The organism is Parabacteroides sp. HGS0025 (assembly GCF_000969845.1).
Taxonomy (GTDB): Bacteria; Bacteroidota; Bacteroidia; order Bacteroidales; family Tannerellaceae; genus Parabacteroides; species Parabacteroides gordonii.
The window spans coordinates 2561528-2586109 of record NZ_KQ033902.1; the positions used below are offsets into that span (position 1 = coordinate 2561528).

The window sequence follows — 24582 nt, forward strand, 5'->3', positions numbered from 1 at the left end:
CGGATAGTATTTAATGATTGGCACATGAAGAATCAATCCCTTATCTTTGCAATCGAAAAAAACAGCATTGCATTGCAAACATTATCAGCTAGATAAGTGTTCTTTCAGAAAACATAATTATTTTAAAAACAATACAGTATGAAAGCATTAACAGACGAAAAGCTCACCATCGTAGGCGCAGCAGGTATGATCGGTTCTAACATGGCACAAACAGCATTAATGATGGGTCTGACTTCTAATATTTGTCTTTACGATCCTTTTGCTCCGGCCTTGGAAGGAGTTGCCGAAGAGATGTTCCAATCAGGATTTGAATATGCAAATATCACCTTTACTTCTGATATCAGCGAAGCATTAAGAGGTGCAAAATATGTGGTTTCATCCGGTGGTGCAGCTCGTAAAGCCGGCATGACTCGTGAAGATTTGCTGAAAGGCAATGCAGAGATCGCAGCTCAGTTCGGTAAAGATCTTCGTACTTATTGCCCGGATGTTAAGCATGTGGTAGTAATTTTTAACCCGGCTGATATTACAGGATTGATTACGTTGCTGTACTCCGGATTGAAACCTTCTCAGGTAAGTACACTGGCTGCCTTGGATAGCACTCGTTTGCAAACTGCTTTAGCTCAACATTTCGGTATCCGCCAGAACCTGGTGAAAGGTTGCCGTACTTATGGTGGTCACGGTGAACAGATGGCTGTTTTCGCTTCTACTGCAACTGTAGATGGTAAACCGTTGCTGGATCTGATCGGTACACCGGAACTGACCGACGAACAATGGGCTGACCTGAAAGTTAAAGTGATACAGGGTGGAAAACGTATTATCGAATTGCGTGGCCGTTCTTCTTTCCAGAGTCCGTCTTATCTGTCTATTGAAATGATCCGTGCCGCTATGGGTGGCGAAGCTTTCCGCTGGCCTGCCGGAACATACGTACATACAGGTAAATTCGACCATATCATGATGGCTATGGAAACAGAAATTACAAAAGACGGTATCTTCTATAAAGAAGTGGAAGGTACAGCCAAAGAAAATGCCGAACTGGAAGAAAGCTACGTACACCTGTCAAAACTGCGTGACGAAGTGATCAGCATGGGTATTATCCCGGAAATCCATTTGTGGCACACAATCAACCCGCACATGAAATAAGAAGTTTCTTATATGTTATATACGAAGAAGGGAGTGACCGGTTATCGGCACTCCCTTTCTTTCGTTTTATCTTTATTGATTGCGTATACCGCTGACTATATAAAGTTCGTCGGTATCTTCTATTTCCTGTATATGAAAAAACGGTTCCATCAGGGCGGCAACTTCCCGCGCCGGGGGAAGGCCGAATGAAATCCGGTTGGCTTGTTTGTTATGATGGCCGTTGATCGATTCCCGTCCTTCACTGTGGCAGATCACGAGTTCGCCACCGGGAATAAGCAAGCTCGCCAAATGGGCGATCAGTTTATCCGGTTGCTCGAAATGGGGGAATACACTATAGGCTATGATAAAGTCGAACTGTTCATTTTTCAGATCCATTACATCCAGGCAACGGAAATCGACAATGGGTGTTGCATATTTGTTATGAGCCATTTCAATCATCCGGGGAGAAATATCTATTCCGGTAATATGGGCGGGAGAGTAGGTCAGGAGATATTTTTCCAATACTCCTGTTCCGCATCCGACATCCAATATACGCAGTCCCTTGTGTAAAGTCGTCTGTTCAAGAATATGGTTGATCTTTTCCGGCGCATGATAGCATAGTTCATCCCAGCGATCAGCCAATGCATCAAAGAAGTCGGCTATGACATTCATGGTAATTGTCCCTCCCAGACAAAGCAATCGGAAAATTGTTCCTTCAGGTGAGTCGGGTTTTCAAACAGTCCGAATACGGAAGAACCGGATCCTGACATGGAAGCATAAACCGCTCCTGCCTGGTAAAGAGACTCTTTTATCTGACCGATAACCGGATGTTTGGTAAAGACGCTCTTCTCAAAATCGTTTATCATTAAGTTTCTCCATTTAGTAACCGGTTTGCGGATGATCTCTTTTAAAGAAATTTCCGGAGCTTTCGGTGAAACCAACGAATAGGCTTCAGGGGTGGAAACGGCTACATCCGGCTTTATCAGGCAGAAATGATACCCTTTCAGTGAGAGGTCGACAGGTTCGAACTGGTTACCTGTTCCGCTGGCAAATACTGGTGTGTTACGGATAAAGAAAGGACAGTCTGCTCCGATGGATGCGGCTATTCTCTCCAGCTCATCCGCATGGATATTCAGCTGGCAGAAATCATTCAGTAATTTCAGCATAAAAGCTGCATCGGCCGATCCGCCACCCAATCCGGCACCGAAAGGGATTGCTTTAAGCAAATGGATCTCGAGCGGAGGTATTTTATATTGTGTTTTTAGCAGGTTCAATGCTTTTATCACGAGGTTTTTTTCCATCGGAGCATCTACCTGAATCCCTGTCTGGGTGAAAGATAATTCTTCTGCACTCACAATTTCGAGTGCATCTTTCACCGGTATAGGATAAAATACGGTTTCTATATTATGATAACCATCCGGTCGTTTATTAACGACGTTGAGTCCCAGGTTTATTTTGGCATTAGGAAAACAAATCATATATGGATCCTTTAAATTTTATATATTGTAGACAAACGTATATAAAATAATCCTTATAAACAAATTGTTATTTGTCCCTGTTTTTCTTTAACATATATGATAATAAAAAAAAGCGACTACCCAAAGAGTGGTAGTCGCCTTTTATGTGGAGTTGGAAAATGGATTACGAATTTTGGAAATCCTTTAGTTGTTTCTGTAGCTCCTGACGGGCAAAGAAAATACGGCTCTTTACAGTTCCCAGGGGGACATTCAGTTTATCAGCGATCTCATTATATTTATAACCGCTTAAAAACATGGAGAAAGGAACTTTCAGATCGTCGTTCAATCCGTTGATCGCTTTTGTGATTTCCTGGATCTGATATGCCTTATCCGGTGAATCAAATCCTGAATCATTGACAATATCCAGATTGTATAAGTCTGCACTTGAGTCGACGACTGTCTGTACACGTACAATCTTGTGATAGTTGTTAATGAAAATATTACGCATGACAGTCAAAACCCATCCCTTGAAATTAACATTGTCGACGAATTTATCCTGATTATCTAAAACTTTAAGTGTAGTATCCTGTAACAAATCCTGGGCATCGTCCCGGTTTGCTGTGAGCATAAGTGCAAAATTCATCATATTTTCTTGCAAGCCCAATAATTTTTGTTGAAATTGTATCCCATTCATGTTGCTAACTTTTTGAATGTTTAATGATCGGTTAAGTGCTTTATATCTTCATAAAGTACATTACAAAAATATGTAATTTAAATGAATGAAACTAATCATTTTTGGAATATTAATACTTGGCGTTGTTAATTGATATTTATAGGCTAAAAGAGCTTTGTGTTGAACAGAATATACAAGTTTTGGACTTGTATAAGTTCATTATTTACAAGTAGGCCTGTCAGATTTTTCAACAAGATGTTCTTTTGTCTGTAATACGGCAAATTCGTATTTTTAAGGCTACTCTTATTACTAAAAAAGCTGATTTACGGGAATATTGATTATCTTCGCCTCCGGAATTCTCAAATTATTAATACCAATTGGAAAACTAAAAAGAAAATGAAACGTATCGTTTTTTTAGACTATGTACGCGTGTTTGCCTGCTTCCTCGTTATGGTGGTTCACGCCAGTGAAAATTTTTATGGTGCTCCCGGGTCTACAGATATGGCGGGGCCGCAATCCTTCTTAGCCAATGAGGCAGATCGGCTATGGGTGTCTGTGTATGACGGTTTTTCACGTATGGCAGTTCCCCTGTTTATGATTGTCTCCGCCTTTCTTCTGGCACCGATGAAGGAGGGACAGACTATGTGGCAGTTTTACCGGCAGCGTTGTATCCGTATCCTGCCGCCATTTTTTATCTTCATGATCCTTTACAGCACACTGCCCATGTTGTGGGGGCAGATAGATGGAGAAACTTCAATAAAGGACTTATCGCGAATATTGCTGAATTTCCCTACGTTGGCCGGGCACTTATGGTTTATGTATCCTCTGATCAGTCTTTACCTCTTTATACCTATTATATCACCCTGGCTGAGTAAAGCCACGGCAAAAGAAGAACGCTTCTTTATCGGGTTGTTCCTGTTAACGACCTGTATGCCGTATCTCAACCGCTGGTGTGGTGAAGTGTGGGGGCAATGTTTCTGGAATGAATATCATATGTTGTGGTACTTCTCCGGTTATCTGGGATATCTTGTGATGGCACATTACATACGTGTTCATCTTACCTGGGATCGCTCCAAACGTCTTGCCATAGGATTCGTCCTGATGGTCGTAGGAGCTGCACTGACCATCTATTCGTTCTATATCCAGGCTATACCCGGAGAACTTCATACTACTCCCGTAATAGAAATAGGATGGGCTTTCTGTACGATCAACTGTGTGCTTCTTACCGCGGGCACATTCCTTATGTTCACATGTATAGACCGTCCGAAGGCTCCGAAGCTGATAACAGAAATGTCGAAACTTAGCTATGGTATGTACCTTATGCATATATTCTGGCTCGGATTATGGGTAACAGTGTTCAAGCAAACTTTGGCATTGCCAACTGTTGCCGCCATACCCAGCATTGCTGTGAGTACCTTTGTCAGTTGTTATGTAACGACAAAGATTCTATCGTTTCTACCCGGTAGTAAATGGATCATCGGAGATTAAAATAATGTAAGTGTTTTAGTATAAAAAAGCCCCGGCATTCTACTTGGAGAAAATGCCGGGGCTCTTTATATGTTAACCTCGATCCATTAAGGTTCTGCAATCGTTTCTTCTGCAAGGATACGTGCCTTGTCGGCATCGCCCTGGATATTGGGTTGTTCCAGACCGTAATGCTTGATGCCATCTTCACGTTTCAGCAGTAAAGCGATGACCAGTGCCAGCACACCGAAGCAGGTAAAGATAGCCATCGGAAGCGTATAGTCGTAAGCCGGCTTGCCTGTGCCGTTGTCGATCTTACAATAGTTATCCAATACCCAGCCAATCAACAGGGGAACCATGCTTAAGCCGATGTTCTGTACCCAGAAGATCAGGGCGTAGGCTGTACCTAGTTGCTTTTCAGGGATTACTTTCGGAACAGATGGCCACATGGCGGACGGAACCAATGAGAAAGCGATACCCAGCACAACCATTACGATAGTAGCAAACCACCATTCGTTGAGGATAGGCAGCGTAAACAACAGGTGGACACCGATCAGCATCAATGCTCCATAGATCATGATAGTTGCCCCTTTTCCTTTACGGTCGTACAGATTACCGAAGAATGGTGTCAACAGGATCGTACCGAAGGGGAGAATAGCAGGGATATTTCCGGCCAAGTCAGGATCTACACCATATTTGTTGACCATCAGGTCGGTTGCATATTTCAGGAAAGGGAATACGGCTGAATAAAACAATACGCACAACAAGGCAATCAACCAGAACCCCTTGTTTGTAACGATCAATCCGATATCTTTCAGGCGGAATGGCTCTTCCTCTTCTGCCTGTTCGATGGCACTCATCGACGTATCGAGCTTGCGATCCATCACACAGAACACCAGAAAGGCGATCAGACCGATACAAAGCATACAAAGACACAACAGGATGGGAGCGGAGATGCTTCCGAAGAATTTAGCGGCCGGAACGGTGATAGATAAGGCCAGAGCCGTACCCAGACGGGCTGTAGCCATTTCCAGACCCATCGCCAATGCCATTTCTTTTCCCTTGAACCATCTTACAATGATCTTGGAAACGGTGATACCGGCTGTTTCCACACCCACACCGAAGATGGCATATCCAATGGCTGCAACCATCACCTGTGCTTTCCATCCGAAGATTTCGCCATCCATCGTGAAAAAGTCGGAGATAGCATAATATTTAAGAGAACAACCGATAATCATCAATATACAAGCACCGACCCCGGTAAAGCGGACACCCATCTTATCGAGTATGATACCGCCAATGATCAGCATGAAAAGGAATACGTTGAACCAACCGTAGGCACTGGTGAAGAAACCGTATTCGGTACTGTTCCAGGAAAGCTGTTCTTCCAGCATCGGTTTGAGCGGTGCCATCACGTCGGTGAGGAAATATCCGCAAAGCATAGTAAATGCGACGAGCGCGAGTACGCTCCATCGGGCGACCTTCGAGTCGCTCAGTTTTTGATGAATTTGTTCAATCATGATATTTGTTTTAATTAAGTTATATTATTTGTCTTCTTTCATGAATAGCGGAAGGGCATCGGCTACGACGAAAGTACTTCCACCGATAAAGATCGCATCGTCTTCATTAAGCATTTCCAGAGCCCATTTAACGGCCGAGGGTACGTTGTCGCGGACAATACCTGTCAGTCCGTGTGCTTTCCCGATCGCGGCCAGTTCGGCTGCCGGCATAGCCCGTTCGACGGAAGCTTGTGTGAATATATAAAATGCACCTTCTTTGGGCATCAGGCTTACTACTCCGTTCACATCCTTATCATTTACCATGCCGACGATCATTATCATGCGGAGTGTCGTCCGTCTCAGGTTTTCCAGGTTGAATTGCAGGTATTGCCAACCACCGGGGTTATGTCCGGTATCGCAAACCACTTTCGGTTTATCCTGTAATACTTGCCAGCGTCCCATCAATCCGGTCAGCTCCACTACATGTTCGAACCCTTCGCGTACGGCTTCCCTGGGAATGTCCACTCCCAGTTCATCGAGCAGGCTAAGAGCTCCCAGTACAGTCTGAGCGTTTCTGAACTGAACCGCACCACCTAGCTGGCCGAACAATTGTCCGTATTCGGCAGTGTCCAGATACCATTCTCCCGTATCCATCAGATATGATTTCTCATGATTGATCAATTCTTCTTCGGATGCCAGATAGATCATTGTCTGATTTCGTTCGGCTGCTTCTGCAAATACATCGAGAACGCCCTGGTTGTCGATCTCACCTATCAACGCCGGTATTCCCGGTTTGATGATTCCCGCCTTTTCAAAGGCGATCTTCTCTACCGTGTCTCCCAGGAACTGGGTATGGTCGAGACTGATATTTGTAATGATACTCAGGATAGGAGTGATGATGTTCGTACTGTCTAACCGTCCGCCCATACCTGTTTCGATAATGGCAAAGTCGACCTTTTCGGAACGGAAGTAATCGAATGCCATAGTGGAAGTCAGTTCAAAGAAGGAGGGGCGGAGTGGTTCGAATGTGGTACGGTGGCGCTCTACGAAATCTATTACATATTCTTTGGAAATCATTTTGCCGTTGACACGGATGCGTTCGCGGAAGTCGATCAAGTGAGGAGAAGTAAAAAGCCCGACTTTATATCCTGCCTGCCGGAGGATAGCTGCCAGTAAATGGCAGACGGAACCTTTCCCGTTAGTCCCTGCTACATGGATCGTCCGATAAGCTTTATGCGGATTACCCAGATAATTATCAAGTGCGATACTGGTACCAAGTCCGGGTTTGTAAGCGGATGCGCCGCTGTGCTGAAATACCGGAGTGCTTGTATATAAATAATGGAGCGTTTCTTCGTAAGTCATGTTCTTCGTTTTTATAATTGGCAAAAGTAGTTAATTTTATTTATACCTTTGTGCCCGTTTGTATAAAATATAGAGTATAAAAAGATGAATAAACAACGTGTAGCTTATACTCCGATCGGTGGGGTATGTTCTAAAATGATAATTGTGGAAGCTGAAGATAACGTTATATCGAATGTGCAAATCGTAGGCGGTTGCCAGGGCAATACACAGGGATTGTCCAGGTTATTGGTCGGTATGGAAATACAAGACGCTATCCAACGGCTCGAAGGTATCGACTGCCGCGAACGGGGAACATCCTGCCCGGATCAGCTGGCCCAGGCATTGAAGAAATTATAAAGTGTCTTTGACCAGTCTGAATCCATTGTTGAAGTGTTTGCTTCCCGGATAAATGTAGTAGTGGCAGGTAGGACGGCAGGAAGCCCGTTCGTTGAACCAGGTGCCGCCGCGTACGACGGCATACTCCCTGTCTTCTTTGGTAAACCTGTCGGAACACCATTCCCAGACGTTGCCGCTCATATCGTGAATTCCCAGTTCGTTCGGCTTTTTCGTTCCGACCGGATGGGGTTTGCCTTCGGAGTTGCCGGCATACCATCCCAGGCTGTCGAGTTCCATTCCTCCGCTGTACAGATGGTCGCGTTTGCCGTACAAGCCGCCACGGGCTGCATATTCCCATTCCTCTTCGGTAGGCAGGCGTCCGCCCGCCCATTTACAGTATGCATTGGCTCCGTACCAGGTGATGTAAATGGCCGGATAGGCTTCGTAACCCGGTACGGGTTTGCCCTGCCGTATTCCCCAGTTGCATTCATAATATAAAGGTTGTCCGGCATCAGGCCCTTCTTTTATCACAGCACTTTTGTAGGTATCGAGGAATGCGGCGAACTGGAAGTTGGTGATCTCGTATTTGCTGATAGAGAAGCTTTTCACCGTTACTTCGTGAGGCGGGTTATTATCTTCCTTATAGGTCGATCCCATTTTGAAGGTACTGCCTTTTACTGCGATCATTTCCGGATTGATATTGGTCGACAACCATTTCCGGAATTCGATATCCCTGATCCGTTTGCGGGCTTCTTCGCGGTCTTCTTCCCTGACGTCGCTTTCGATGAATTTATTGAGGTAAGAGATGGATATGTCGTAGGCTTCAGCCCCTTTTATCGGGAGGAGACGTTCGTACATGGTGGCCAGTGCGATATAGCCGTCGGTGCGTTCCGGGTCGAGCCGCACTCCCTGCTCGTATAATTTGTATGCTTCTTCGGTGTACTTGTTTGTTTCGATCGGGCCGCCTGTCAGCGAGAGCAGATCGTCCGCCTGTCTTATACAGTTGTCCGCATAAGGGTTGATCTGGTTACTGATCATACGGGCAAACTTCGTCTTTTTCATTTCCACCGGGATCAAGCGGTAGAACTGGCGGAGCGAATCGGGCGACAGTTTCTTCATAATGCGGGTCAAGAGGAATTGTCCGGCATATTTATCCATATTGCTTTCAATGAAGTCAATGCGGATGGAATCGCGTTCCTGTTGGGCGGCATGTAATTCGATATCGACTTCCAGCTCCTGGCTTCCCCGTACCGGCCTGGGGCTTCCACCGCCGAAGGATAGCTTGAGTGTCTTTTTCTTTTTGTCGTCATCCTTTTTCTTGCCGGTGGCACCCAAGTCGTGCAAAAACATGGAGACGGTGCTGAGGCTGTCTATTTTTATATTCAGGTCGTGGGTGTTTTCCAGATAGACGGCATATCCCATGTGGGTGGCGGCTCCTTTGAAATGTAATCCGTTCGGGAAGTCGGATAAGTCGCCTTTGATGAACAAGGTGTCCCGGTCGATAAGCAGGTCGCAATAATAGAATTCGTCGTCTATCGTAGTGCATAACCATAAATGTTGAGGAATATCGGGCAGGGTTCCTTTCATGGTGAATTCTCCTTTCTCGATACGCATCGAGTTAATGATCCGTTGGTTCTCGTATTGTTTGAGAAAAAAGACAGAGCCTTCTTTTACGCCTGTTATGTGTGCTTGTATTACATACCGGTCGTTTGCTGTTAGCCATGAGGTACAGCAGAGAAGTAACAAGCTTATCAGTATTTTCATATTCATTAGCGTATTCTATGGTTCATTTATAGTTATTCCTTACTTATGCCACTGCCTTGGCACAATTGTGCATTGCCTATGGCACTTTCAGTCAATAATAAGTTTGTAACCGATTCCCCGTACATTCAGTATCTTTATACTGGGATCGTCCGATAGTTTATGGCGCAGCTTTGTAATGAAAACATGAAGGCTGCGGGCATTAAAGAAAGAGTCGTCGCCCCAAAGGTCGAGCAGGACATCTTTCATCGGCAATACATGATCCTTGTTTTCGCAAAGACGTTTGAGTATTTCCGACTCGCGGTTGCTTAACAGTTGCTTTTCTCCACAGTATTGCAGGGTTTGCGTGATGGAGTCGAATGTGTATTGTCCGAGGTTGAAGGTCGACTTTTCTTCTTTACGGACGGTGATCTTATTCAGCAGGGCTTTGATACGGATGATCAGCTCGGCCATGCCGAAGGGCTTTTTGAGGTAATCGTTGCCGCCCAGTTCGAAGCCTTCGACCACATCATTCGCTGCTGAACGGGCCGAAAGGAAAAGGACAGGGATCTGGCTGTCGGTCTTGCGGATATGACGTATCAGGGTGAAACCGTCTATCTTCGGCATCATGATATCTGTTACAATGATATCCGGTTTTACTTCTTTGTAAAGAGCCAGGCCTTCTTCGCCGTCGGCAGCCAACACGATGTCGAACTCTTCACCATCCAATGTATCTTTGATGATCATTGCAAGGGTCGGTTCGTCTTCTACCAGTAATACTTTTATCTTTGCCATATTCTTCTCTTTTTCAGTTTTTAAAATGGAGGGTAAATGTGGTTCCTTTGCCCGGTTGGCTTTTTACGGATACCGATCCTCCGTGTTTGGCCATCATGTCCTTTACGTAATAAAGTCCCAGGCCGAATCCTTTTACATTATGCAGGTTACCGCTGGGTACCCGGTAGAACTTATCGAATATATGTGGCAGGCTGGCTTCACTGATACCGATTCCGTTGTCGGTAACGGAGATACGGATCCCGTTTGCCTGTGTCTCTGCCTGTATGGAGATATCACAAGGTTTATCTCCCGAATATTTCACGGCATTATCGATCAGGTTTCCCAACATATTATAGAAATGCGTACGGTCTGCAAATACTGCAATGTTGTCCGGGATATTTACGGTGAAGTTGACAGGCTTACCGGCCTTCAACTTGTGTTGTTCAATGAGCGGAGGAATGATATCCGTGATAGGAATCGATTCCTGTTTCAGACGGAATGTATTACGATTCTCTACCGAAAGCGTAAGGATCTGTTCGACCAGGCCGCTTAGCTGGGTCAGTTGTTCACGGATAATTCCGAGGTATTTCTTTTGTTTCTCGTTGGCGTTGTTGTCGTAATTGAGTAATACGTCGTTGGCCGCGTAAGCAACGGATATCGGCGTTTTCAGTTCGTGTGTCATATTGTTGGTGAAGTCCGTTTTCAATTCTTCTACGGTCTTTTGCCGGAGAATAGTATGGATCAGATAGATGAAAGCTATCAGGATCAGGATCACGAGCAGGAGGGAGGAGATGAGTATTCCGGATATCTGCTTGAATACTAACTGGGAAGGCGTCTTTAATGTTAATCGGTAATATTGCTCCGATTGTGTAGAGATCGGATAGTTGAATAGGGAGGCTTTATCCCAGTTCTCTGTCGCAATAACAGAGTCGGTGGACTGGATGCTCATTACTACCTCCGGCAAGCTGTCAACCAATTGTACGACTTCCAGCTTGTGAGGTACAAAAATATCATGCTGTTTGAGTTCTATGGAAAGGAGGCTGTCGTATTTATTATAGTTGACTGGCATGAGTGAATCTATTTTCATGTGGAGGGCTTGTTGTATTTGCCCTTCCAGGTCGGTAAGCAAACTAAGATATTCATTCAGCGATTTAGATATATCCTTATTTTTGAATGGATTCTTATCCGTATGGACGGCAAAAGTATCCATCATTCCTGCTTTTTCAGTTTCTTCATCCTCTTCTTTTGAAAAGGTAAAACTTTGACTTATCTCTCCATGGGTTTCTCCTTGGGTCAATTCGTCGATGCGGATAAATATTTCCTTATAATCAGCCATACGCATAGCTTCCTCTATGTTGCCATTGATTTGCATCCAGGTCGAGTCATACAATCCTTTCAGCCAGTATCCCTGCGAGAACAATAGTGCCGCCAGTGATATACTGATCAATGCGGCTATAATCTTGAAGCTTAATTTTGTTTTCATGTCTAAAACCTCTTCTTTCAGACAAAAGTAATGGATATGTTCGGGAGTTTCGGGGTTATGATAAGACTAAATAACACTTCCCGGATGAGTAGAAAGCCAATTCATAATAAGCCCTATAATTATGGCAATGGTGAAACTGGCAAGTGTCCCGATCAGAACATACTCAGTGGTTTTGATTTCTTTACTTTTATTCAATTCTCCAAATCGAAAAATAGATTTGGCAGCTAAAAGAAATCCTATTGCTTCAATTTTTCCAATCAATATAAAAGTTATAATCAATATTCGTTCGAGATAGCCAATCCATTGACCTGCATTTTGAAGACTTTCAGATACGTTACCTTTCTCTCTCCATCGCTTGGTGAACAGTCCGAGGAATATAGATGCAGGTTTTAGTATAAGCAGATAACCGATCAGATATATCCAACATTTGTCACATTTCATAATGTTTTGAAGTATATCTCCGACAGCTGCATATTGTTTGGTTATTACCACCCATAACGTACAAAGTACCAGGATGTGTAAGACCTGATCTATGATAAATGAATATAGTTTCTCTTTCTGAGTGATTTTCCATAAGTCGATGGCGAAATGTGTTATGAAAATAACAGGAATGATGAACCAACAATTCCATAGTCCTGCAACAATATAAGTAACCAAGGCTTGTGTCAGGCTGTGGATGATATGATATTGGTATTTACCTTCCCGTTTTTTTCTAACAATTTTATTTGTTTGTAAAATGAAATCTACAATCAAATGGGAGAATAATAGTTTTAGTAAAAGATTCAGGTCTGTTAATTCCATAATTATTATTGTATTAAGGTTGTTGTCAATTGTTCATAGCGATTCAGGTAAAGTTCTATTAAGTTTACTTTTCCCCCAATTAATAGTTTGCTGATTGCTTGTGATGATTTTCGTAAATCATCGGCAATCTCTTTTTGCGTTTTGCCGGTTGATAGAAACAAAAATATTGCCTGAGCCTGTGTGATCGTCCAATTCGAAACAATATCGTCGACCAAAGCGGTACTGACTATAAATTCTTCATTGAAGTTTTCCCAGGGAGTTCTGATTGCCATCTTTTTTGAACGGCCTAATTTATCAAATTCCCAACCGGAGTTACGGAAAGCTTCTCCATCGGATTCGATTACACTTTGTTCTTTTTCAAAGTCGATTGTTCCCAGACCTAATGCAACCCGCGCATCCCAGCGGAAAGCGGTGGGTGACTTAGCCTGCAATCCGGCTCGTATCAACAGAGTAATCCTTAATGCTTGTATGGGGTTGTCCACTAGTATTTGAAAGCTGTCGCCGCGATAGATATCCAGACGGATCTCTCCCCATTTTCGGGTGTATTGTACAATACCCTGAATAGTATCCAACAATAGATTTCTGTCTGCTGGATTTATGTGAGTAGACTGAATGATATCTCCTGTAATTACTCCTTTTATTTTCATATATTTATGGAAAGGTTTTTATCCGGAAGCAAATATACTGATATTTATTAAAAGAACAACCTGTTTGGGTTGATTTAATAAAAACAACCTGTTTGGGTTGATTTGAGGAAAACAACCGAAATGGGTTGATTCTTGTTGAAACGATGAATTTAGATATAGCAGGTACACTTCCCGGATAGCAAAAGATATATGTTCTGTCATCAAAGCATATATCTTTTGTTGTCAAAGCATATATGTTTTGCTATAAAAAGTCCATTTTATTTTATAGCTTTGCGCCTTATTTCCTATAAGATAGCCAGATGTCGATATTAAGATACCTTTTCATATTATCAGCCTGTTCGCTGATCACTTCTGATTTACATGCCCAGTTTCTGGATTATGGAACAGATCCTGCCCGTTTCAAATGGAATGTGGCGAAACTGCCGCACTACAATCTGATCTATCCTCAGGGAAATGATTCGATGGCTTATCGATATGCTTTGTATCTGGAGAATGTTTACCCGCATGTCAAAAAGACGATAGGGGAACCGATGAAGAAAAAGTTTCCGGTCATTCTTCATCCGGCCAGCATGTCGTCCAACGGATTGGTATCGTGGGCACCGCGACGAATGGAACTGATTACGACACCCTCGTCGAAACTGGATGCGCAGAGCTGGGATAAACACCTGGTACTGCATGAGTCGCGCCATGTAATTCAGATGGGAAAACTGATGCATGGTATTTTCAGGCCTTTATACTATATAATAGGTGAACAAGCTGCGGGAGTGGCTGCTTTCTTTATGCCATCCTGGTTTCTGGAAGGGGATGCAGTAAGTACGGAAACCGCCATGTCGAATGCCGGCCGCGGACGATTGCCGGAATTCAATATGACGTATCGGGCACAAATGCTCGGGGATGGAGAATTATTTTCGCTCGATAAATTATTATTGGGTTCCTATAAAGATTATACAGGGGATTATTATGCGCTGGGGTATGACATGACTTCTTATGCCAGGTATCGTTATGGCAGCGATATATGGGATAAAACGACAAGCCGCTACATTTCCGTCCCGTTTCTTTTCTCTGCCGCTTTCAAACACCATGCGGATGTCAGTATAAATGAACATTACAAAGAGACGTTCGATTATCTTAAAAATGAATGGGAGAAGCAGGACACAGGTGTAGTTGTTCCTTCTTATTCTTCTCCTAAAGTAAAAAAATATACATCATACCGATATCCCCAGCTACTGAACGACTCTACGATCATAGCCGTCAAATCGAGTCTGGACGATTTGAATAATCTTGTCCTGCTGACGGACGGGAAGGAAAAACGTTTGACTTATATCGGCCGGATCAATAGCCGTTTGCATATCCGTAACGGGCATGTGTACTGGACGGAGATCGTTCCGGGAATTCGTTGGACACATGAAAACTATTCGGTGCTGAAGCGGTATGATCCGGAGGAAAAACGCATTACAACACTTACTCCCCGCCAACGTTATCTGGCTCCTGCAATCGATGAGCAGGAAAAGAGGGCGGCTGTTTCCCGTTTTGCCATCGATGGTAAAAATCAGTTGGTGCTGGTCGACCTGGAAACCGGGAAAGAACAGATCGGGTTTGATGTTCCGGAGAACGCTTTTATTAAGGAATTGACATTTGCCGGGAATGATGCGGTGGTTGCCGTAGCCGTTAATGATGGCGGAATAAGTCTTTTGCAGTTGGATTTACTGACCGGTAATTGGAATGAGATATTAAATACGACGGCCAATATAACTTCACCGATCTGGTACAAGGGACGTTTATTCTTTGAATCCGGCGCTTCGGGTACCAATAATATCTATACGCTAAATTTACCGGATACTGTTGCTTACCGGCTGACCTCTTCCCGGTTCGGTGCTTTCGACCCGGCCTTTTCTTCACAAGGAGACAGACTTTATTTTTCCGATTATCAGGCTAAAGGATACCGGGTGGCTTCCCTGCCGACAGATAGTTTGTTGGAACAGGTTACGGATCTGGGAGAACCATATCGTTTCCCGTTAGCTGAAACATTGGCGGCCCAGGAGCAGTTTAATCTGGATGTTGCCCCGTTGGACTCGGTTGCATTCAATCCTGTTCCATACCGGAAAGGATTGCATACCTTTAAAATACATAGCTGGGCTCCTTTCTATTACGATGTGGCGGAAGCGATGAGCAGTGGAGCCGATGATTTAGCTACGATTGTCAAACCGGGTGTCATGGTCTTATCGCAGAATTCGCTGAACACGGCTATTATGCAAGCCGGCTGGTATTACAAAAAAGGATATCATCATGGTAGGATGGCCTTTACTTATAAGGGATGGTTCCCGGTGATTGACCTGGCTGTGGATTATGGGGAGAAAGCGTTCGATATGAGTTGGGAGAAGAATGAGGAAGGAAAAGAAATTTCCCAGTTACGCTATACCGACCGAAACTTGTTGAAAGCGGATGTACGTGTTTATTTGCCTTTCAACCTGACGAGGAATCATTATGTACGGGGTATTCAGCCGTCTCTGACTTATTATTTTACGAATGATAAGTATCAGCAGTACGATAGCAGGAAGTATCGCAATTTCCAGTATATTTTACCGGAAGTACGATTTTATAATTACAGGCAGCTTGCCCAACGTGATATTTTGCCACGCTGGGGGTATCAGGTTCGCCTGCAATATCTGAACTCACCGTTCAATGGCGAAAACTACGGGGATTTGTATGCGGCTCGCCTGACAACCTACTGGCCGGGAATTATCCGTAACCATAGTTTGATGCTTCGTGCCGGTTATCAGTATCAGAATCTGAATGGAAAAGCACTATATCTTCCCAAGCGTCTGCTGGATGAAACAAGAGGGTATGATTATTTGTATCAGACCCATCAGCAGTGGGCGTTCAAGGCCGATTATGCTTTTTCAATCATTTCCCCGGATCTCAGCATCGGTCAGTTCGCTTATATCCGTCGCCTGAGAGCCAATCTTTTTTACGATCTGACCCGCAACCAAGCTCGTGAACAGGGTGGGTGGACAACACAAAGTTCATGTGGAACAGACCTGATCTTTGACTGGAATGTTCTTCGTATGACGTTCCCGCTTACCACCGGAGTGCGTTTGATACAACCGATCGATTATGGCAAGTTCCAGGCGGAAATGCTGTTTTCAATTACTTTCTAACTGATCCTTTGCGGATAGCTTCTTACAAAGCATCCAGTTGCCGGTAGGTAGTCGTGATAATGGATTCAGCCTGTTTGTAGGATGCTTTTATTTTTTCCGTATCCGGAAACTGTTTGTCGTTAGTAGAAGATATTGTTTCAAATAACCGGAAGATCTGAGTTTCCGCATCCTGCAATTGTTGGATATAGCCGGTGTTTTCATCATTCCATAGAAGTTGCCAATGGAGATATTTCTGTCCGTTACCGCGGTGTATGGAGTAAACCTTGTCTTTCAGGCGGGAGGCATAATAGCAGAGCGGGGCAGTCTGTAAAGCGGCATCGTACTGTATGAAGGAAGGCTGGTCTTTCCCCATTTTTACCCATAACGGCAAAGCGATAGAGGTCGGCGGATATCCTAGCATAGTCCACATAACCGTATGTTCCGGCGACATGCCCGGTTTTACTCCCTGTATTACGATAGAAGCCGTACTTTCTGAACGGGGAATGAAATCCTGTTCTACGAACCAACCGGAATGTTTGTTCGGGCTTTCATCCGGATTTTTCAGGTCTATATCCAGTAAACTATTATAGAATGAGCGTGAGGCTTCCTGAAAGATGCGTTCCGGTGTAAATCCTTTCTTTTCCATTTGTTTGAATATTTTCCGTGCACTATCGTAACGGATATACCCCAAACCTTCATCTCTACGGCCTTCGAAAGAAAAGTTCGTATAGACGAGGTAACCGTCAGGAGCTAAACCGGTATCGTTGACATCTTTTTTATAGTAACGTTCGTTGTTCGTTTCGTAATATGCCGCACCACCATACGCATCGATCACTCCGAAGTTGGCTTCCACCCGTAAAGGACGCTGTAAAGTATCAAGCAGATGTTCGAAGTCCTGTAGGGTCTTACATGTTTTCAGTGCCTGCCGCATCAACAGTCCTTCGTGATCCATCTCTTTTACATCATCATCCTTTAGATTGAACGAAGCTGTATTCATAATGGAGAAGCCGGCTTCGTTGCTGCCTGTCCAGACGGCTCCGTTCGGATCGTCACTGTTTACCAGTCCCAGGAAACGGTAACCGCCTTCATCGATATAGGCGATATGGTTGTAAGGAGCTTCGGTGTCCCGATGTTTCCACATCAAAGGACGTCCGTCGGGTGTCGCTTTCCCTGAGATAATAACAGAGGTACAAGCTTGTTGCTGCTGGAGTGAAAAGCAAAAACAGAGAATTGCCGCAAAGATGAGCTTTTTCATGACGTATAAGTATTATGTATTTAGTAGCAAACATATACACAATAATTCATATAGACAAACAGAATGCAGATAATTTGTTTCAGGAAGTCTTGCTATTCATAATTTATCCTGAACAGATATATTTTTAGGTGCAAGATATTTAAGAGTATCTTGCACCCACTTTGAGTTCATTCAATTTCATCTTTCTGTATATAAACCGTTTGGGTCGGGAAGGCAAATTCGAGGCCGGCTTTATTGAAGGAAGACAGTATTTCCATGTTCATATTGGAAGTTACACCTAATATGTCTCCCTGCTTTTCAATAAAATAAATATACATAATAACCAATGCCGAATCCGCATAATTTGTGAAAACAGCAGTTGTATCCGAAGGGTTGGAAGATACGTTTTCGACTCTTCCGGGAATGGCTTTCAATATATCCAATGCCTCTTTCATTTTTTCAGGTGTCGTGTCGTATGTCAGTCCGAGATTTAAAACTACGCGGCGCATCGGTTCGGAAGATATATTGATGATGTTGGCATCGGTGATCTTATAATTCGGAAAAGTGATGATACGTTTGTCATAGTCCATAATCTTCGTACTTCGGGCACCCACATCGATCACAGTCCCTTCGAAATTGTCTACACGGATCGTATCACCTATGTTGAACGGCTTGTCTGTAAAAATAGTGAAAGCGCCGAAAATATTTTTCACCGTATCCTGTGCTGCCAGGGCGAATGCAATACCACCGATACCCAACGTACCTAACAGAGCACTGATATTCACCCCGATATTACTCAATGCCATCACAATACCGATGATCCAGACGAGAACAAGTGCTGTTCGTTTGATGATCGGCATCATTTTGTGGGTCTGTCCGGTCGATTCTTTTCCCAGATAGATCTCAAGCAGGCCACCAATCAGGCGGGCAAAGACCCAGGTGATATCCAGAACGATCAGGATCCGGTAAGCATTGTCGATCGCCTTCACGAAATTGTCCGGATAAACCAGCCGGTGGATCGCGATCCAGATTCCCAACAGCATAACGGCAAACTTTATGGGTGATTCGAGGGAGTAATAAATAACATTATCCAGATGGTTTGGCGTACGGGTGATGAAAGGCTTAAGCACTTTCCTGCTGAACAACGAGATCAGCTTGACAACTACAACAGCTCCTACAATAATAAGGATGGAGATACCCCAGCTTTCCAGCGTATTCCCCCATAATTCATATTCTAACATATTCTTGTTTTGTTTTTAGTTTAACATCTTAACCATCTCTTATTTATTTCTTTATCCAGACCGCAATATTGCGGGCAGCAACAGAAAACTCTCCGTTACCTTCTTCATCCAGCGTAACTTCTTCCGGGATGCTTCCGGTTATTTCATGCCATACTTCACCCTGATGCTCTTTCCCTAGGTTCATTGTTTTACTACCGGCTTCATCGTTCGACATTAGGAATACCAGGCCGGAGCCGGGATGTTCTTCATCGCCTGTGCGGATAAAACCAACGGTCGACGGATGGTCGAAATAGTCGATCTGATCGCCGTAGGCGTATTTACGTCTTGCATCCAACAGGATGTCGATGATTCGGGTATGAGGGGATTTCTCGCCTTTAATACCGTAGTAGTCACCGTAGAACAGGCATGGATAGCCGTCTTTCATCAGGAAGATCAGTCCGTAAGCTAACGGTTTGAACCAATCCTCGATCTGTGATTCCAGAGAACTTCCGTGTTGCGAATCATGGTTATCTACGAAAGTGACGGCTAATTCACAATGATGTTCGACCAAAGTATTTTTGAGAATATTCTGCAGGTCGTAATCTTTTCCTTCCTGTGATGCCTGAAACATATTATAATGTAGGGGCACATCGAACAAGTTGACTTTATGACCGACAGCTTCCACATAGTTGTCCAGCGTTTCCATATCCCCGTTCCAGTATTCGCCGACAGCGTAGAAGTCATTGCCTTTCTCGCCTCGTACGGCATCGAGGAACTGGGCGATAAATTGATCTTTCATATGTTTGATAGCATCCAGACGCATACCGTCGAGGTTCAGTTCGTTGGAGACCCATTTTCCCCATCGGTTCAATTCGGCGATCACTTCCGGATGGTCGAGGTCGAGGTCGTTGCACAGCAGGAAATCGTAATTACCATTCTCGCCGTCTACTCCGTCGCTCCATGCTTTCCCTTCACCCTGAATCTGGAAGATGCCGCTACGCTTCTGTGCATCGTCGAAGCCTGTACCGGAGAAATGATACCAATGCCATTTGAAATCGGAATATTTATCTTTACGACCATGAAAACTGTAACCGGTCCACCCCTGTATCTCGAACGGTTCGCCCAATGCTTTGTTCCTTTGGTTTGGGTCGACTTCCACAACCATGAACTTTTCGGTGAAGTCGCCGCCTGCTTTATGGTTCAATACCACATCGAGGTAGACTGAAATATGATTTTTATGCAGTTCGTCGATCATTTCTTTCAGTTCGTCTTTCGTGCCGTATTTTGTTCGTACGGTCCCTTTCTGTTCAAATTCCCCCAAATCGTATAAGTCATAGGTAGCATAGCCTTCATCCTGTTGTTCGTCTGCTTTGTATGCCGGTGGAATCCATACAGCTGTCACACCAATATCATGCAAGTGCGAAGCCTCTTCCTTTAATTGTTTCCACAGTTTCCCGTCATTGGGGAGATTCCATTCAAAATACTGCATCATTACACCATTTTCCATAATCTTACTTTTTTTATTTGTTTTGTAATTTAATTGATTTGATAAAATTCTATGAATCGTTTATTGCCGATAGAGTATAAGAGCCGATGAAGCTGCGATCTTTACACTTCCTCCCGGTAAACGATCCTTGCCCTCCGGGTCGATCTGTCCGTTGCGGCAAACAACATTCCATTCGCCTTCGGGAATGCCGATCTCTGCTTCATGGCGATTGCCATTGTAAGCGACAAGGATTTCTTTCCATTCATCGTTATTGGCATATTCGCCCAGCGTATAGGCTATTACTCCCGAATCACCGGTGTCCATAAAACGAAGCCATTGTTGCAGACCTTCGACTGTGGGAATGCGGAAAGCCGGGTGTGCCTTACGGAGTGTGATCAACCCTCTGATAAAGTCGAATACCTCCCGGTTTTTAGCTTTTAACGACCAGTCGATCCGGTTGATGGAATCGGGTGATTTATAACTGTTCGGTTCCCCTTGTTTATCCTGCATGATCTCTTCACCGCTGCGGATGAAAGGGATTCCCTGTGCTGTCAGCAACACGGTATGCACTAGTTTGTCGATCGGGATGAGTTCATCCGCCGCATGGTCGCCTTGAACGGATAATTTCAGCTTGTCGACCAGCGTATAACCGTCGTGGCAGGAGACGAAATTGATCATTTGCGAAGGAGCACCTGCATAAGGAGCATTGCAATAGAGCAATCCGTCATAGTCGATTTGCGGATGATCGGTTCCACCGACGATACCATACTTGACCGGTTCGAAATGACCGTTGATATTTCCGGAAGCATAACCGGGCTCCTGTTCGTCGAAGGTACTGCCTTTCAACCCGTCACGAAATTCATCGTTGAATACGCCGATACCTTCCATCTGCCCGACATTTTCTTTTACTGCCCGTTGTTCGAAGGGGAGGGGCGAGTCGGCTGCTACCCAGCCTTCGCCGTATACGAAGATGGTCGGATCGATCTCCAGGAGTTCACTTCTCAAGCGGTTCATCGTCTCGATATCATGTATGCCCATCAGGTCGAAACGGAAGCCGTCGATATGATATTCCCTGGCCCAGAATTTGACCGATTCGATGATATAATGCCTCACCATTTCGCGTTCCGAGGCCGTCTCGTTTCCGCAACCGGAAGCGTTGGAATAAGAACCGTCGGCGTTTTGCCGGTAAAAATATCCAGGGACAGTCAGGTCGAAATTCGAATGGTCGGTCGATGCCGTGTGGTTATAGACCACATCGAGTACAATGCGGAAACCGTTTTGATGTAGGCTTTTCACCATCTCTTTAAATTCGCGGATACGGACGACCGGATTAGCCGGATCTGTAGAATAACTTCCGTCGGGAACATTGTAATTCTTAGGGTCATATCCCCAGTTGTAATGATTCTCGTCCAGTCTTGTTTCATCTACAGTGGCAAAATCGAACGAAGGCAGGATATGGATATGAGTTACACCGAGCTCTTTCAAATGATCCAAACCGGTAGCTTCTCCTTCGGGAGTCTTTGTCCCTGTCTCCGTCAGAGCCAGAAACTTCCCTTTATTCTCTATTCCTGAATCAGGCGCAATACTGAAATCCCGGTGATGCAACTCGTAAAGAATAATGTCGGAATACATTTTCAGTTCTGGTGACCGGTCCGATTCCCAACCTTCCGGATTCGTTTCATTCCAATCGATCACAGCGGCCCGGTTCCCATTGATACCGACGGCTTTTGCCCAGATACCGGGTGTTTCGTTCAACCATTTTCCGTTTTTCTCTATCTGAAAGGTGTAGAAAGAACCTTTCAGGTCACGGTCGATATGGATTCGCCAGGTTCCATAGCCAGCTTTTTCCATTTCTACCTGTTCTTCCGGGCCGCCTCCCTCACCGGACGCATACAGGTTCAGCCGGACACGGTCTGCAGACGGTGCCCATAAAGTGAAAACAGATTGTTCGGGTGTATAAACCAGTTCCAGGTCACTCCCATAATAAGACGGATACTTGTCATACGAATCCAATCGTTCCGTAGACGGATGATCTGTTAAAGTCTCCATATATATAAATTTAATATTAATACTGCCTAAACTATACTGTTTTAGCTGAATAGAATCTACTTATTCCCTCGACTTTTTAAAAACAATTGAAAGATTAAAATGTCCGGTTCGAAAAGGAGTATTTATGAAAATAAAAAGATTTATTAAGGTAATTTTAGTTGGGCTTAGTCCCGAATTATACCTTACAGTCTGCTTTTTACTAGTACTATATTATGTTCAGTCAAATAACGATAATCTTGAAGCATCTGATTATCGGGTTTGTTGCAGATGTATTGACAGCTATATACAATTTTAGACTAATAAAGGTATATATGTTTCTACTTTCGAAAAAGTCGTTAATTAACATGGCTCTTTCCGAACCATATTTTTACAGATCCTGTTTTTTCTCGTGTATGGTGATAAGTAGAGTTTTTGTCAGGCCTGACGCTTCTACTCGGTGATTTATTTAATTATTTTATTTACATCCTAAATTTTATATTATGAATTTTATTTGGTATATTATTATTGGGATCGTTTCCGGATTTCTTGCCGGAAAGATCATGAATGGTGGAGGTTTCGGGCTCCTCATTAATTTGTTGGTGGGAATCATCGGTGGCGTATTAGGAGGTTGGGTATTCGGCCTGTTAGGTATTGCAACTGCCGGTATTCTGGGCAGTCTTATTACTTCTGTTATAGGGGCTGTCTTACTGCTGTGGATCGTTTCTTTCTTCAGGAAACCTCACAAAGCAGATATTTAATTTATCGTTCTAGTATTAATCGTTTTAAACTTATCAGATTTATGGAAACTAATCATTCAAAATTTTGGATGGGCCTGGGTTTGGGCTCGATTATCGGTGCAGTTGTCTATCATTTCTCTTGCTCTTCAAGAGGCAAACAACTGAAAGAAAAAGTACGTCATGCCTTTCATAAGGCCGGTGATAACGCCGAAGAATTAGTGGATGAAGCAAAAGACAAAGCATTGCAAACCGGAACAAAAGTAGCGGATAAGGTAGCCGACGGTACTTTTAATCTTGCGGAAAAAGCCGATGAGGTGAAGAATAAAGTACATGCTTTTGCAGATAATGCGAAGAAATGATAATGTGTAATTTAAAATATTGAGTTATGTTTTATCATGTAAAAGATTTGCAATATAACGCCAGAGTATCTGCCCCCGATCCACGTTTTGCACGTTTGTTATTAGAGCAGTTCGGCGGGTCGAATGGTGAGTTGAAAGCCGCTATGCAGTATTTTGTACAGGCATTCAGTTGCCGTAATCCTTTCCCGGAAAAGTACGATATGCTGATGGATATTGCGACTGAAGAGTTGGGTCATTTGGAGATTGTAGGTGCAACCATCCAGATGTTGCTGGGACCGGTCAACGGTGAGATGAAAGATGTGGTCGAGAATATGGAAATTAATAAGATGATGAATGGTAGAGCAGCAAAAGAAGATTTTATTCACCAGGCTTATACAAATCCTCATTTCCTGGTTTTGGCCCCCGGTAGCCCGGCGCTGACCGACAGTAACGGGAATCCCTGGAGTGCCACTTACGTCACAGCCAATGCCGAACCGACGGTCGATTTACGGTCGAATCTGGCAGCTGAGTCTCGTGCAAAGATCATGTATGAATATCTTATTCCGTTTACGGATGATCCGTATGTGAAGGAAACTCTCGATTTCCTGATGACCCGTGAAGTTGCCCATTATCAGCAATTCGAAGCAGCTTTGGATTCTATTAAACCCAATTTCCCGCCGGGTATTTTTCAGACTAACCCGAAATATAGCAATCTGTATTTCGATATGTCGAAGGAGGAAGAAGCACGCGGACCGTGGAATGAAGGAAGTAGTACCCAGTTGAAAGAGGAGTGGCAATATATCGATAAGCCCCAGGAATATGTTACTTCCACCGACGGGTTGACTAATGTAACTCCTAAAGGAACCGACCGGACTGAAGAGATGGTAAAAGAGAAGGATGAGAAACTTGCCAAGGAACGGAAGAAAATGATTCTTTCCAAAACTCCGGCAAAGGATATGCAGTGGAGCCATTATCAGCCTGACGGAAACATGAAGAAGAATTCTAAAACGAATAAACATTCCAACTAGGAAGTCTGAACATGTTTAGAATCCGATTACCCTGGATTTC

The 24582-nt window shown here is 44.0% G+C and carries 21 protein-coding genes; 7 read left to right on the forward strand and 14 right to left on the reverse strand.

Annotated features, from left to right (window positions below):
• Positions 1 to 138: 138 nt before the first annotated feature.
• Positions 139 to 1140: a malate dehydrogenase gene (locus HMPREF1212_RS09985; protein WP_028729134.1), complete on the forward strand. Its 1002-nt coding sequence runs from the start codon at positions 139 to 141 to the stop codon at positions 1138 to 1140.
• A gap of 72 nt (positions 1141 to 1212) precedes the next feature.
• Here the strand turns inward: HMPREF1212_RS09985 and HMPREF1212_RS09990 are convergent, their stop codons facing one another.
• The 3 genes from HMPREF1212_RS09990 to HMPREF1212_RS10000 form a co-directional block, all read right to left on the reverse strand.
• Entirely contained in the window at positions 1213 to 1791 is a 579-nt protein-coding gene (locus tag HMPREF1212_RS09990) for a class I SAM-dependent methyltransferase (protein WP_046149261.1), read from the reverse strand.
• On the reverse strand, positions 1788 to 2597 hold the full coding sequence (gene ispE / locus HMPREF1212_RS09995) for a 4-(cytidine 5'-diphospho)-2-C-methyl-D-erythritol kinase (protein ID WP_046149262.1): 810 nt from the start codon (positions 2595 to 2597) through the stop codon (positions 1788 to 1790). Before ispE ends, HMPREF1212_RS09990 begins: the two co-directional genes overlap by 4 nt.
• Positions 2598 to 2760: 163 nt before the next feature.
• A complete protein-coding gene (locus tag HMPREF1212_RS10000; RefSeq protein WP_028729137.1) occupies positions 2761 to 3270 on the reverse strand; it encodes an RNA polymerase sigma factor in 510 nt (169 codons plus the stop codon).
• A 375-nt stretch (positions 3271 to 3645) separates the two neighbouring features.
• Here HMPREF1212_RS10000 and HMPREF1212_RS10005 point away from each other — a divergent pair, with 375 nt between their 5' ends.
• On the forward strand, positions 3646 to 4737 hold the full coding sequence (locus tag HMPREF1212_RS10005; protein ID WP_028729138.1) for an acyltransferase: 1092 nt from the start codon (positions 3646 to 3648) through the stop codon (positions 4735 to 4737).
• Positions 4738 to 4823: 86 nt separating this feature from the next.
• Here the strand turns inward: HMPREF1212_RS10005 and HMPREF1212_RS10010 are convergent, their stop codons facing one another.
• Both HMPREF1212_RS10010 and HMPREF1212_RS10015 read right to left on the reverse strand, forming a co-directional pair.
• Positions 4824 to 6233, reverse strand: a complete 1410-nt coding sequence (locus HMPREF1212_RS10010) for an MFS transporter (RefSeq protein ID WP_046149263.1) — start codon at positions 6231 to 6233, stop codon at positions 4824 to 4826.
• A gap of 24 nt (positions 6234 to 6257) precedes the next feature.
• Positions 6258 to 7574 (reverse strand): bifunctional folylpolyglutamate synthase/dihydrofolate synthase, encoded by a 1317-nt coding sequence (locus HMPREF1212_RS10015; RefSeq protein WP_046149264.1) that lies wholly within the window; start codon positions 7572 to 7574, stop codon positions 6258 to 6260.
• Positions 7575 to 7658: 84 nt separating this feature from the next.
• Here HMPREF1212_RS10015 and HMPREF1212_RS10020 point away from each other — a divergent pair, with 84 nt between their 5' ends.
• On the forward strand, positions 7659 to 7910 hold the full coding sequence (locus HMPREF1212_RS10020) for a TIGR03905 family TSCPD domain-containing protein (protein WP_044193104.1): 252 nt from the start codon (positions 7659 to 7661) through the stop codon (positions 7908 to 7910).
• On the opposite strand, the gene HMPREF1212_RS10025 is transcribed toward HMPREF1212_RS10020, so the two are convergent.
• From HMPREF1212_RS10025 to HMPREF1212_RS10045, 5 genes are all read right to left on the reverse strand, one after another.
• Entirely contained in the window at positions 7905 to 9653 is a 1749-nt protein-coding gene (locus HMPREF1212_RS10025) for an SUMF1/EgtB/PvdO family nonheme iron enzyme (RefSeq protein ID WP_044193209.1), read from the reverse strand. The genes HMPREF1212_RS10020 and HMPREF1212_RS10025 overlap by 6 nt on opposite strands.
• A gap of 87 nt (positions 9654 to 9740) precedes the next feature.
• The gene (locus tag HMPREF1212_RS10030; RefSeq protein WP_028729143.1) at positions 9741 to 10424 is read right to left on the reverse strand and encodes a response regulator transcription factor; all 684 of its coding nucleotides are present in this window, start codon (positions 10422 to 10424) and stop codon (positions 9741 to 9743) included.
• Positions 10425 to 10437: 13 nt separating this feature from the next.
• Positions 10438 to 11886 (reverse strand): sensor histidine kinase, encoded by a 1449-nt coding sequence (locus HMPREF1212_RS10035; RefSeq protein ID WP_046149265.1) that lies wholly within the window; start codon positions 11884 to 11886, stop codon positions 10438 to 10440.
• Positions 11887 to 11952: 66 nt separating this feature from the next.
• Complete coding sequence (locus HMPREF1212_RS10040; RefSeq protein WP_046149266.1) at positions 11953 to 12687, reverse strand: DUF3307 domain-containing protein; 735 nt, start codon at positions 12685 to 12687, stop codon at positions 11953 to 11955.
• A gap of 5 nt (positions 12688 to 12692) precedes the next feature.
• On the reverse strand, positions 12693 to 13334 hold the full coding sequence (locus HMPREF1212_RS10045) for a hypothetical protein (RefSeq protein WP_028729146.1): 642 nt from the start codon (positions 13332 to 13334) through the stop codon (positions 12693 to 12695).
• 299 nt (positions 13335 to 13633) lie between these two features.
• Between HMPREF1212_RS10045 and HMPREF1212_RS10050 the strand changes: the two genes are divergently transcribed.
• Complete coding sequence (locus tag HMPREF1212_RS10050) at positions 13634 to 16492, forward strand: TolB-like translocation protein (RefSeq protein ID WP_046149267.1); 2859 nt, start codon at positions 13634 to 13636, stop codon at positions 16490 to 16492.
• A 22-nt stretch (positions 16493 to 16514) separates the two neighbouring features.
• On the opposite strand, the gene HMPREF1212_RS10055 is transcribed toward HMPREF1212_RS10050, so the two are convergent.
• From HMPREF1212_RS10055 to pulA, 4 genes are all read right to left on the reverse strand, one after another.
• A complete protein-coding gene (locus HMPREF1212_RS10055) occupies positions 16515 to 17726 on the reverse strand; it encodes a C45 family peptidase (RefSeq protein WP_046149268.1) in 1212 nt (403 codons plus the stop codon).
• 167 nt (positions 17727 to 17893) lie between these two features.
• On the reverse strand, positions 17894 to 18946 hold the full coding sequence (locus HMPREF1212_RS10060; RefSeq protein ID WP_046149269.1) for a mechanosensitive ion channel family protein: 1053 nt from the start codon (positions 18944 to 18946) through the stop codon (positions 17894 to 17896).
• Positions 18947 to 18989: 43 nt separating this feature from the next.
• On the reverse strand, positions 18990 to 20432 hold the full coding sequence (locus HMPREF1212_RS10065; RefSeq protein WP_046149270.1) for an alpha-amylase: 1443 nt from the start codon (positions 20430 to 20432) through the stop codon (positions 18990 to 18992).
• 60 nt (positions 20433 to 20492) lie between these two features.
• The gene (pulA, locus tag HMPREF1212_RS10070) at positions 20493 to 22460 is read right to left on the reverse strand and encodes a type I pullulanase (protein WP_046149271.1); all 1968 of its coding nucleotides are present in this window, start codon (positions 22458 to 22460) and stop codon (positions 20493 to 20495) included.
• A 479-nt stretch (positions 22461 to 22939) separates the two neighbouring features.
• Between pulA and HMPREF1212_RS10075 the strand changes: the two genes are divergently transcribed.
• Genes HMPREF1212_RS10075 through HMPREF1212_RS10085 form a run of 3 tightly spaced genes read left to right on the forward strand, consistent with a single transcriptional unit; the run spans position 22940 to position 24542 of the window.
• Positions 22940 to 23197 carry a GlsB/YeaQ/YmgE family stress response membrane protein gene (locus HMPREF1212_RS10075; protein ID WP_007656269.1) on the forward strand — a complete coding sequence of 86 codons (258 nt, stop codon included), beginning with the start codon at positions 22940 to 22942 and terminating at the stop codon, positions 23195 to 23197.
• A 41-nt stretch (positions 23198 to 23238) separates the two neighbouring features.
• Positions 23239 to 23535, forward strand: a complete 297-nt coding sequence (locus tag HMPREF1212_RS10080) for a YtxH domain-containing protein (protein WP_007656271.1) — start codon at positions 23239 to 23241, stop codon at positions 23533 to 23535.
• Positions 23536 to 23561: 26 nt separating this feature from the next.
• Positions 23562 to 24542 (forward strand): manganese catalase family protein, encoded by a 981-nt coding sequence (locus tag HMPREF1212_RS10085; RefSeq protein ID WP_007656272.1) that lies wholly within the window; start codon positions 23562 to 23564, stop codon positions 24540 to 24542.
• The last annotated feature ends 40 nt before the right edge of the window (positions 24543 to 24582 follow it).

What these genes read in the sequence shown, in the direction of transcription:
- HMPREF1212_RS09985 (WP_028729134.1), top strand. Translation starts at nt 139, where the DNA reads ATGAAAGCATTAACAGACGAAAAGCTCACCATCGTAGGCGCAGCAGGT.
- HMPREF1212_RS09990 (WP_046149261.1), bottom strand. Translation starts at nt 1,791, where the DNA reads ATGAATGTCATAGCCGACTTCTTTGATGCATTGGCTGATCGCTGGGAT.
- ispE (WP_046149262.1), bottom strand. Translation starts at nt 2,597, where the DNA reads ATGATTTGTTTTCCTAATGCCAAAATAAACCTGGGACTCAACGTCGTT.
- HMPREF1212_RS10000 (WP_028729137.1), bottom strand. Translation starts at nt 3,270, where the DNA reads ATGAATGGGATACAATTTCAACAAAAATTATTGGGCTTGCAAGAAAAT.
- HMPREF1212_RS10005 (WP_028729138.1), top strand. Translation starts at nt 3,646, where the DNA reads ATGAAACGTATCGTTTTTTTAGACTATGTACGCGTGTTTGCCTGCTTC.
- HMPREF1212_RS10010 (WP_046149263.1), bottom strand. Translation starts at nt 6,233, where the DNA reads ATGATTGAACAAATTCATCAAAAACTGAGCGACTCGAAGGTCGCCCGA.
- HMPREF1212_RS10015 (WP_046149264.1), bottom strand. Translation starts at nt 7,574, where the DNA reads ATGACTTACGAAGAAACGCTCCATTATTTATATACAAGCACTCCGGTA.
- HMPREF1212_RS10020 (WP_044193104.1), top strand. Translation starts at nt 7,659, where the DNA reads ATGAATAAACAACGTGTAGCTTATACTCCGATCGGTGGGGTATGTTCT.
- HMPREF1212_RS10025 (WP_044193209.1), bottom strand. Translation starts at nt 9,653, where the DNA reads ATGAAAATACTGATAAGCTTGTTACTTCTCTGCTGTACCTCATGGCTA.
- HMPREF1212_RS10030 (WP_028729143.1), bottom strand. Translation starts at nt 10,424, where the DNA reads ATGGCAAAGATAAAAGTATTACTGGTAGAAGACGAACCGACCCTTGCA.
- HMPREF1212_RS10035 (WP_046149265.1), bottom strand. Translation starts at nt 11,886, where the DNA reads ATGAAAACAAAATTAAGCTTCAAGATTATAGCCGCATTGATCAGTATA.
- HMPREF1212_RS10040 (WP_046149266.1), bottom strand. Translation starts at nt 12,687, where the DNA reads ATGGAATTAACAGACCTGAATCTTTTACTAAAACTATTATTCTCCCAT.
- HMPREF1212_RS10045 (WP_028729146.1), bottom strand. Translation starts at nt 13,334, where the DNA reads ATGAAAATAAAAGGAGTAATTACAGGAGATATCATTCAGTCTACTCAC.
- HMPREF1212_RS10050 (WP_046149267.1), top strand. Translation starts at nt 13,634, where the DNA reads ATGTCGATATTAAGATACCTTTTCATATTATCAGCCTGTTCGCTGATC.
- HMPREF1212_RS10055 (WP_046149268.1), bottom strand. Translation starts at nt 17,726, where the DNA reads ATGAAAAAGCTCATCTTTGCGGCAATTCTCTGTTTTTGCTTTTCACTC.
- HMPREF1212_RS10060 (WP_046149269.1), bottom strand. Translation starts at nt 18,946, where the DNA reads ATGTTAGAATATGAATTATGGGGGAATACGCTGGAAAGCTGGGGTATC.
- HMPREF1212_RS10065 (WP_046149270.1), bottom strand. Translation starts at nt 20,432, where the DNA reads ATGGAAAATGGTGTAATGATGCAGTATTTTGAATGGAATCTCCCCAAT.
- pulA (WP_046149271.1), bottom strand. Translation starts at nt 22,460, where the DNA reads ATGGAGACTTTAACAGATCATCCGTCTACGGAACGATTGGATTCGTAT.
- HMPREF1212_RS10075 (WP_007656269.1), top strand. Translation starts at nt 22,940, where the DNA reads ATGAATTTTATTTGGTATATTATTATTGGGATCGTTTCCGGATTTCTT.
- HMPREF1212_RS10080 (WP_007656271.1), top strand. Translation starts at nt 23,239, where the DNA reads ATGGAAACTAATCATTCAAAATTTTGGATGGGCCTGGGTTTGGGCTCG.
- HMPREF1212_RS10085 (WP_007656272.1), top strand. Translation starts at nt 23,562, where the DNA reads ATGTTTTATCATGTAAAAGATTTGCAATATAACGCCAGAGTATCTGCC.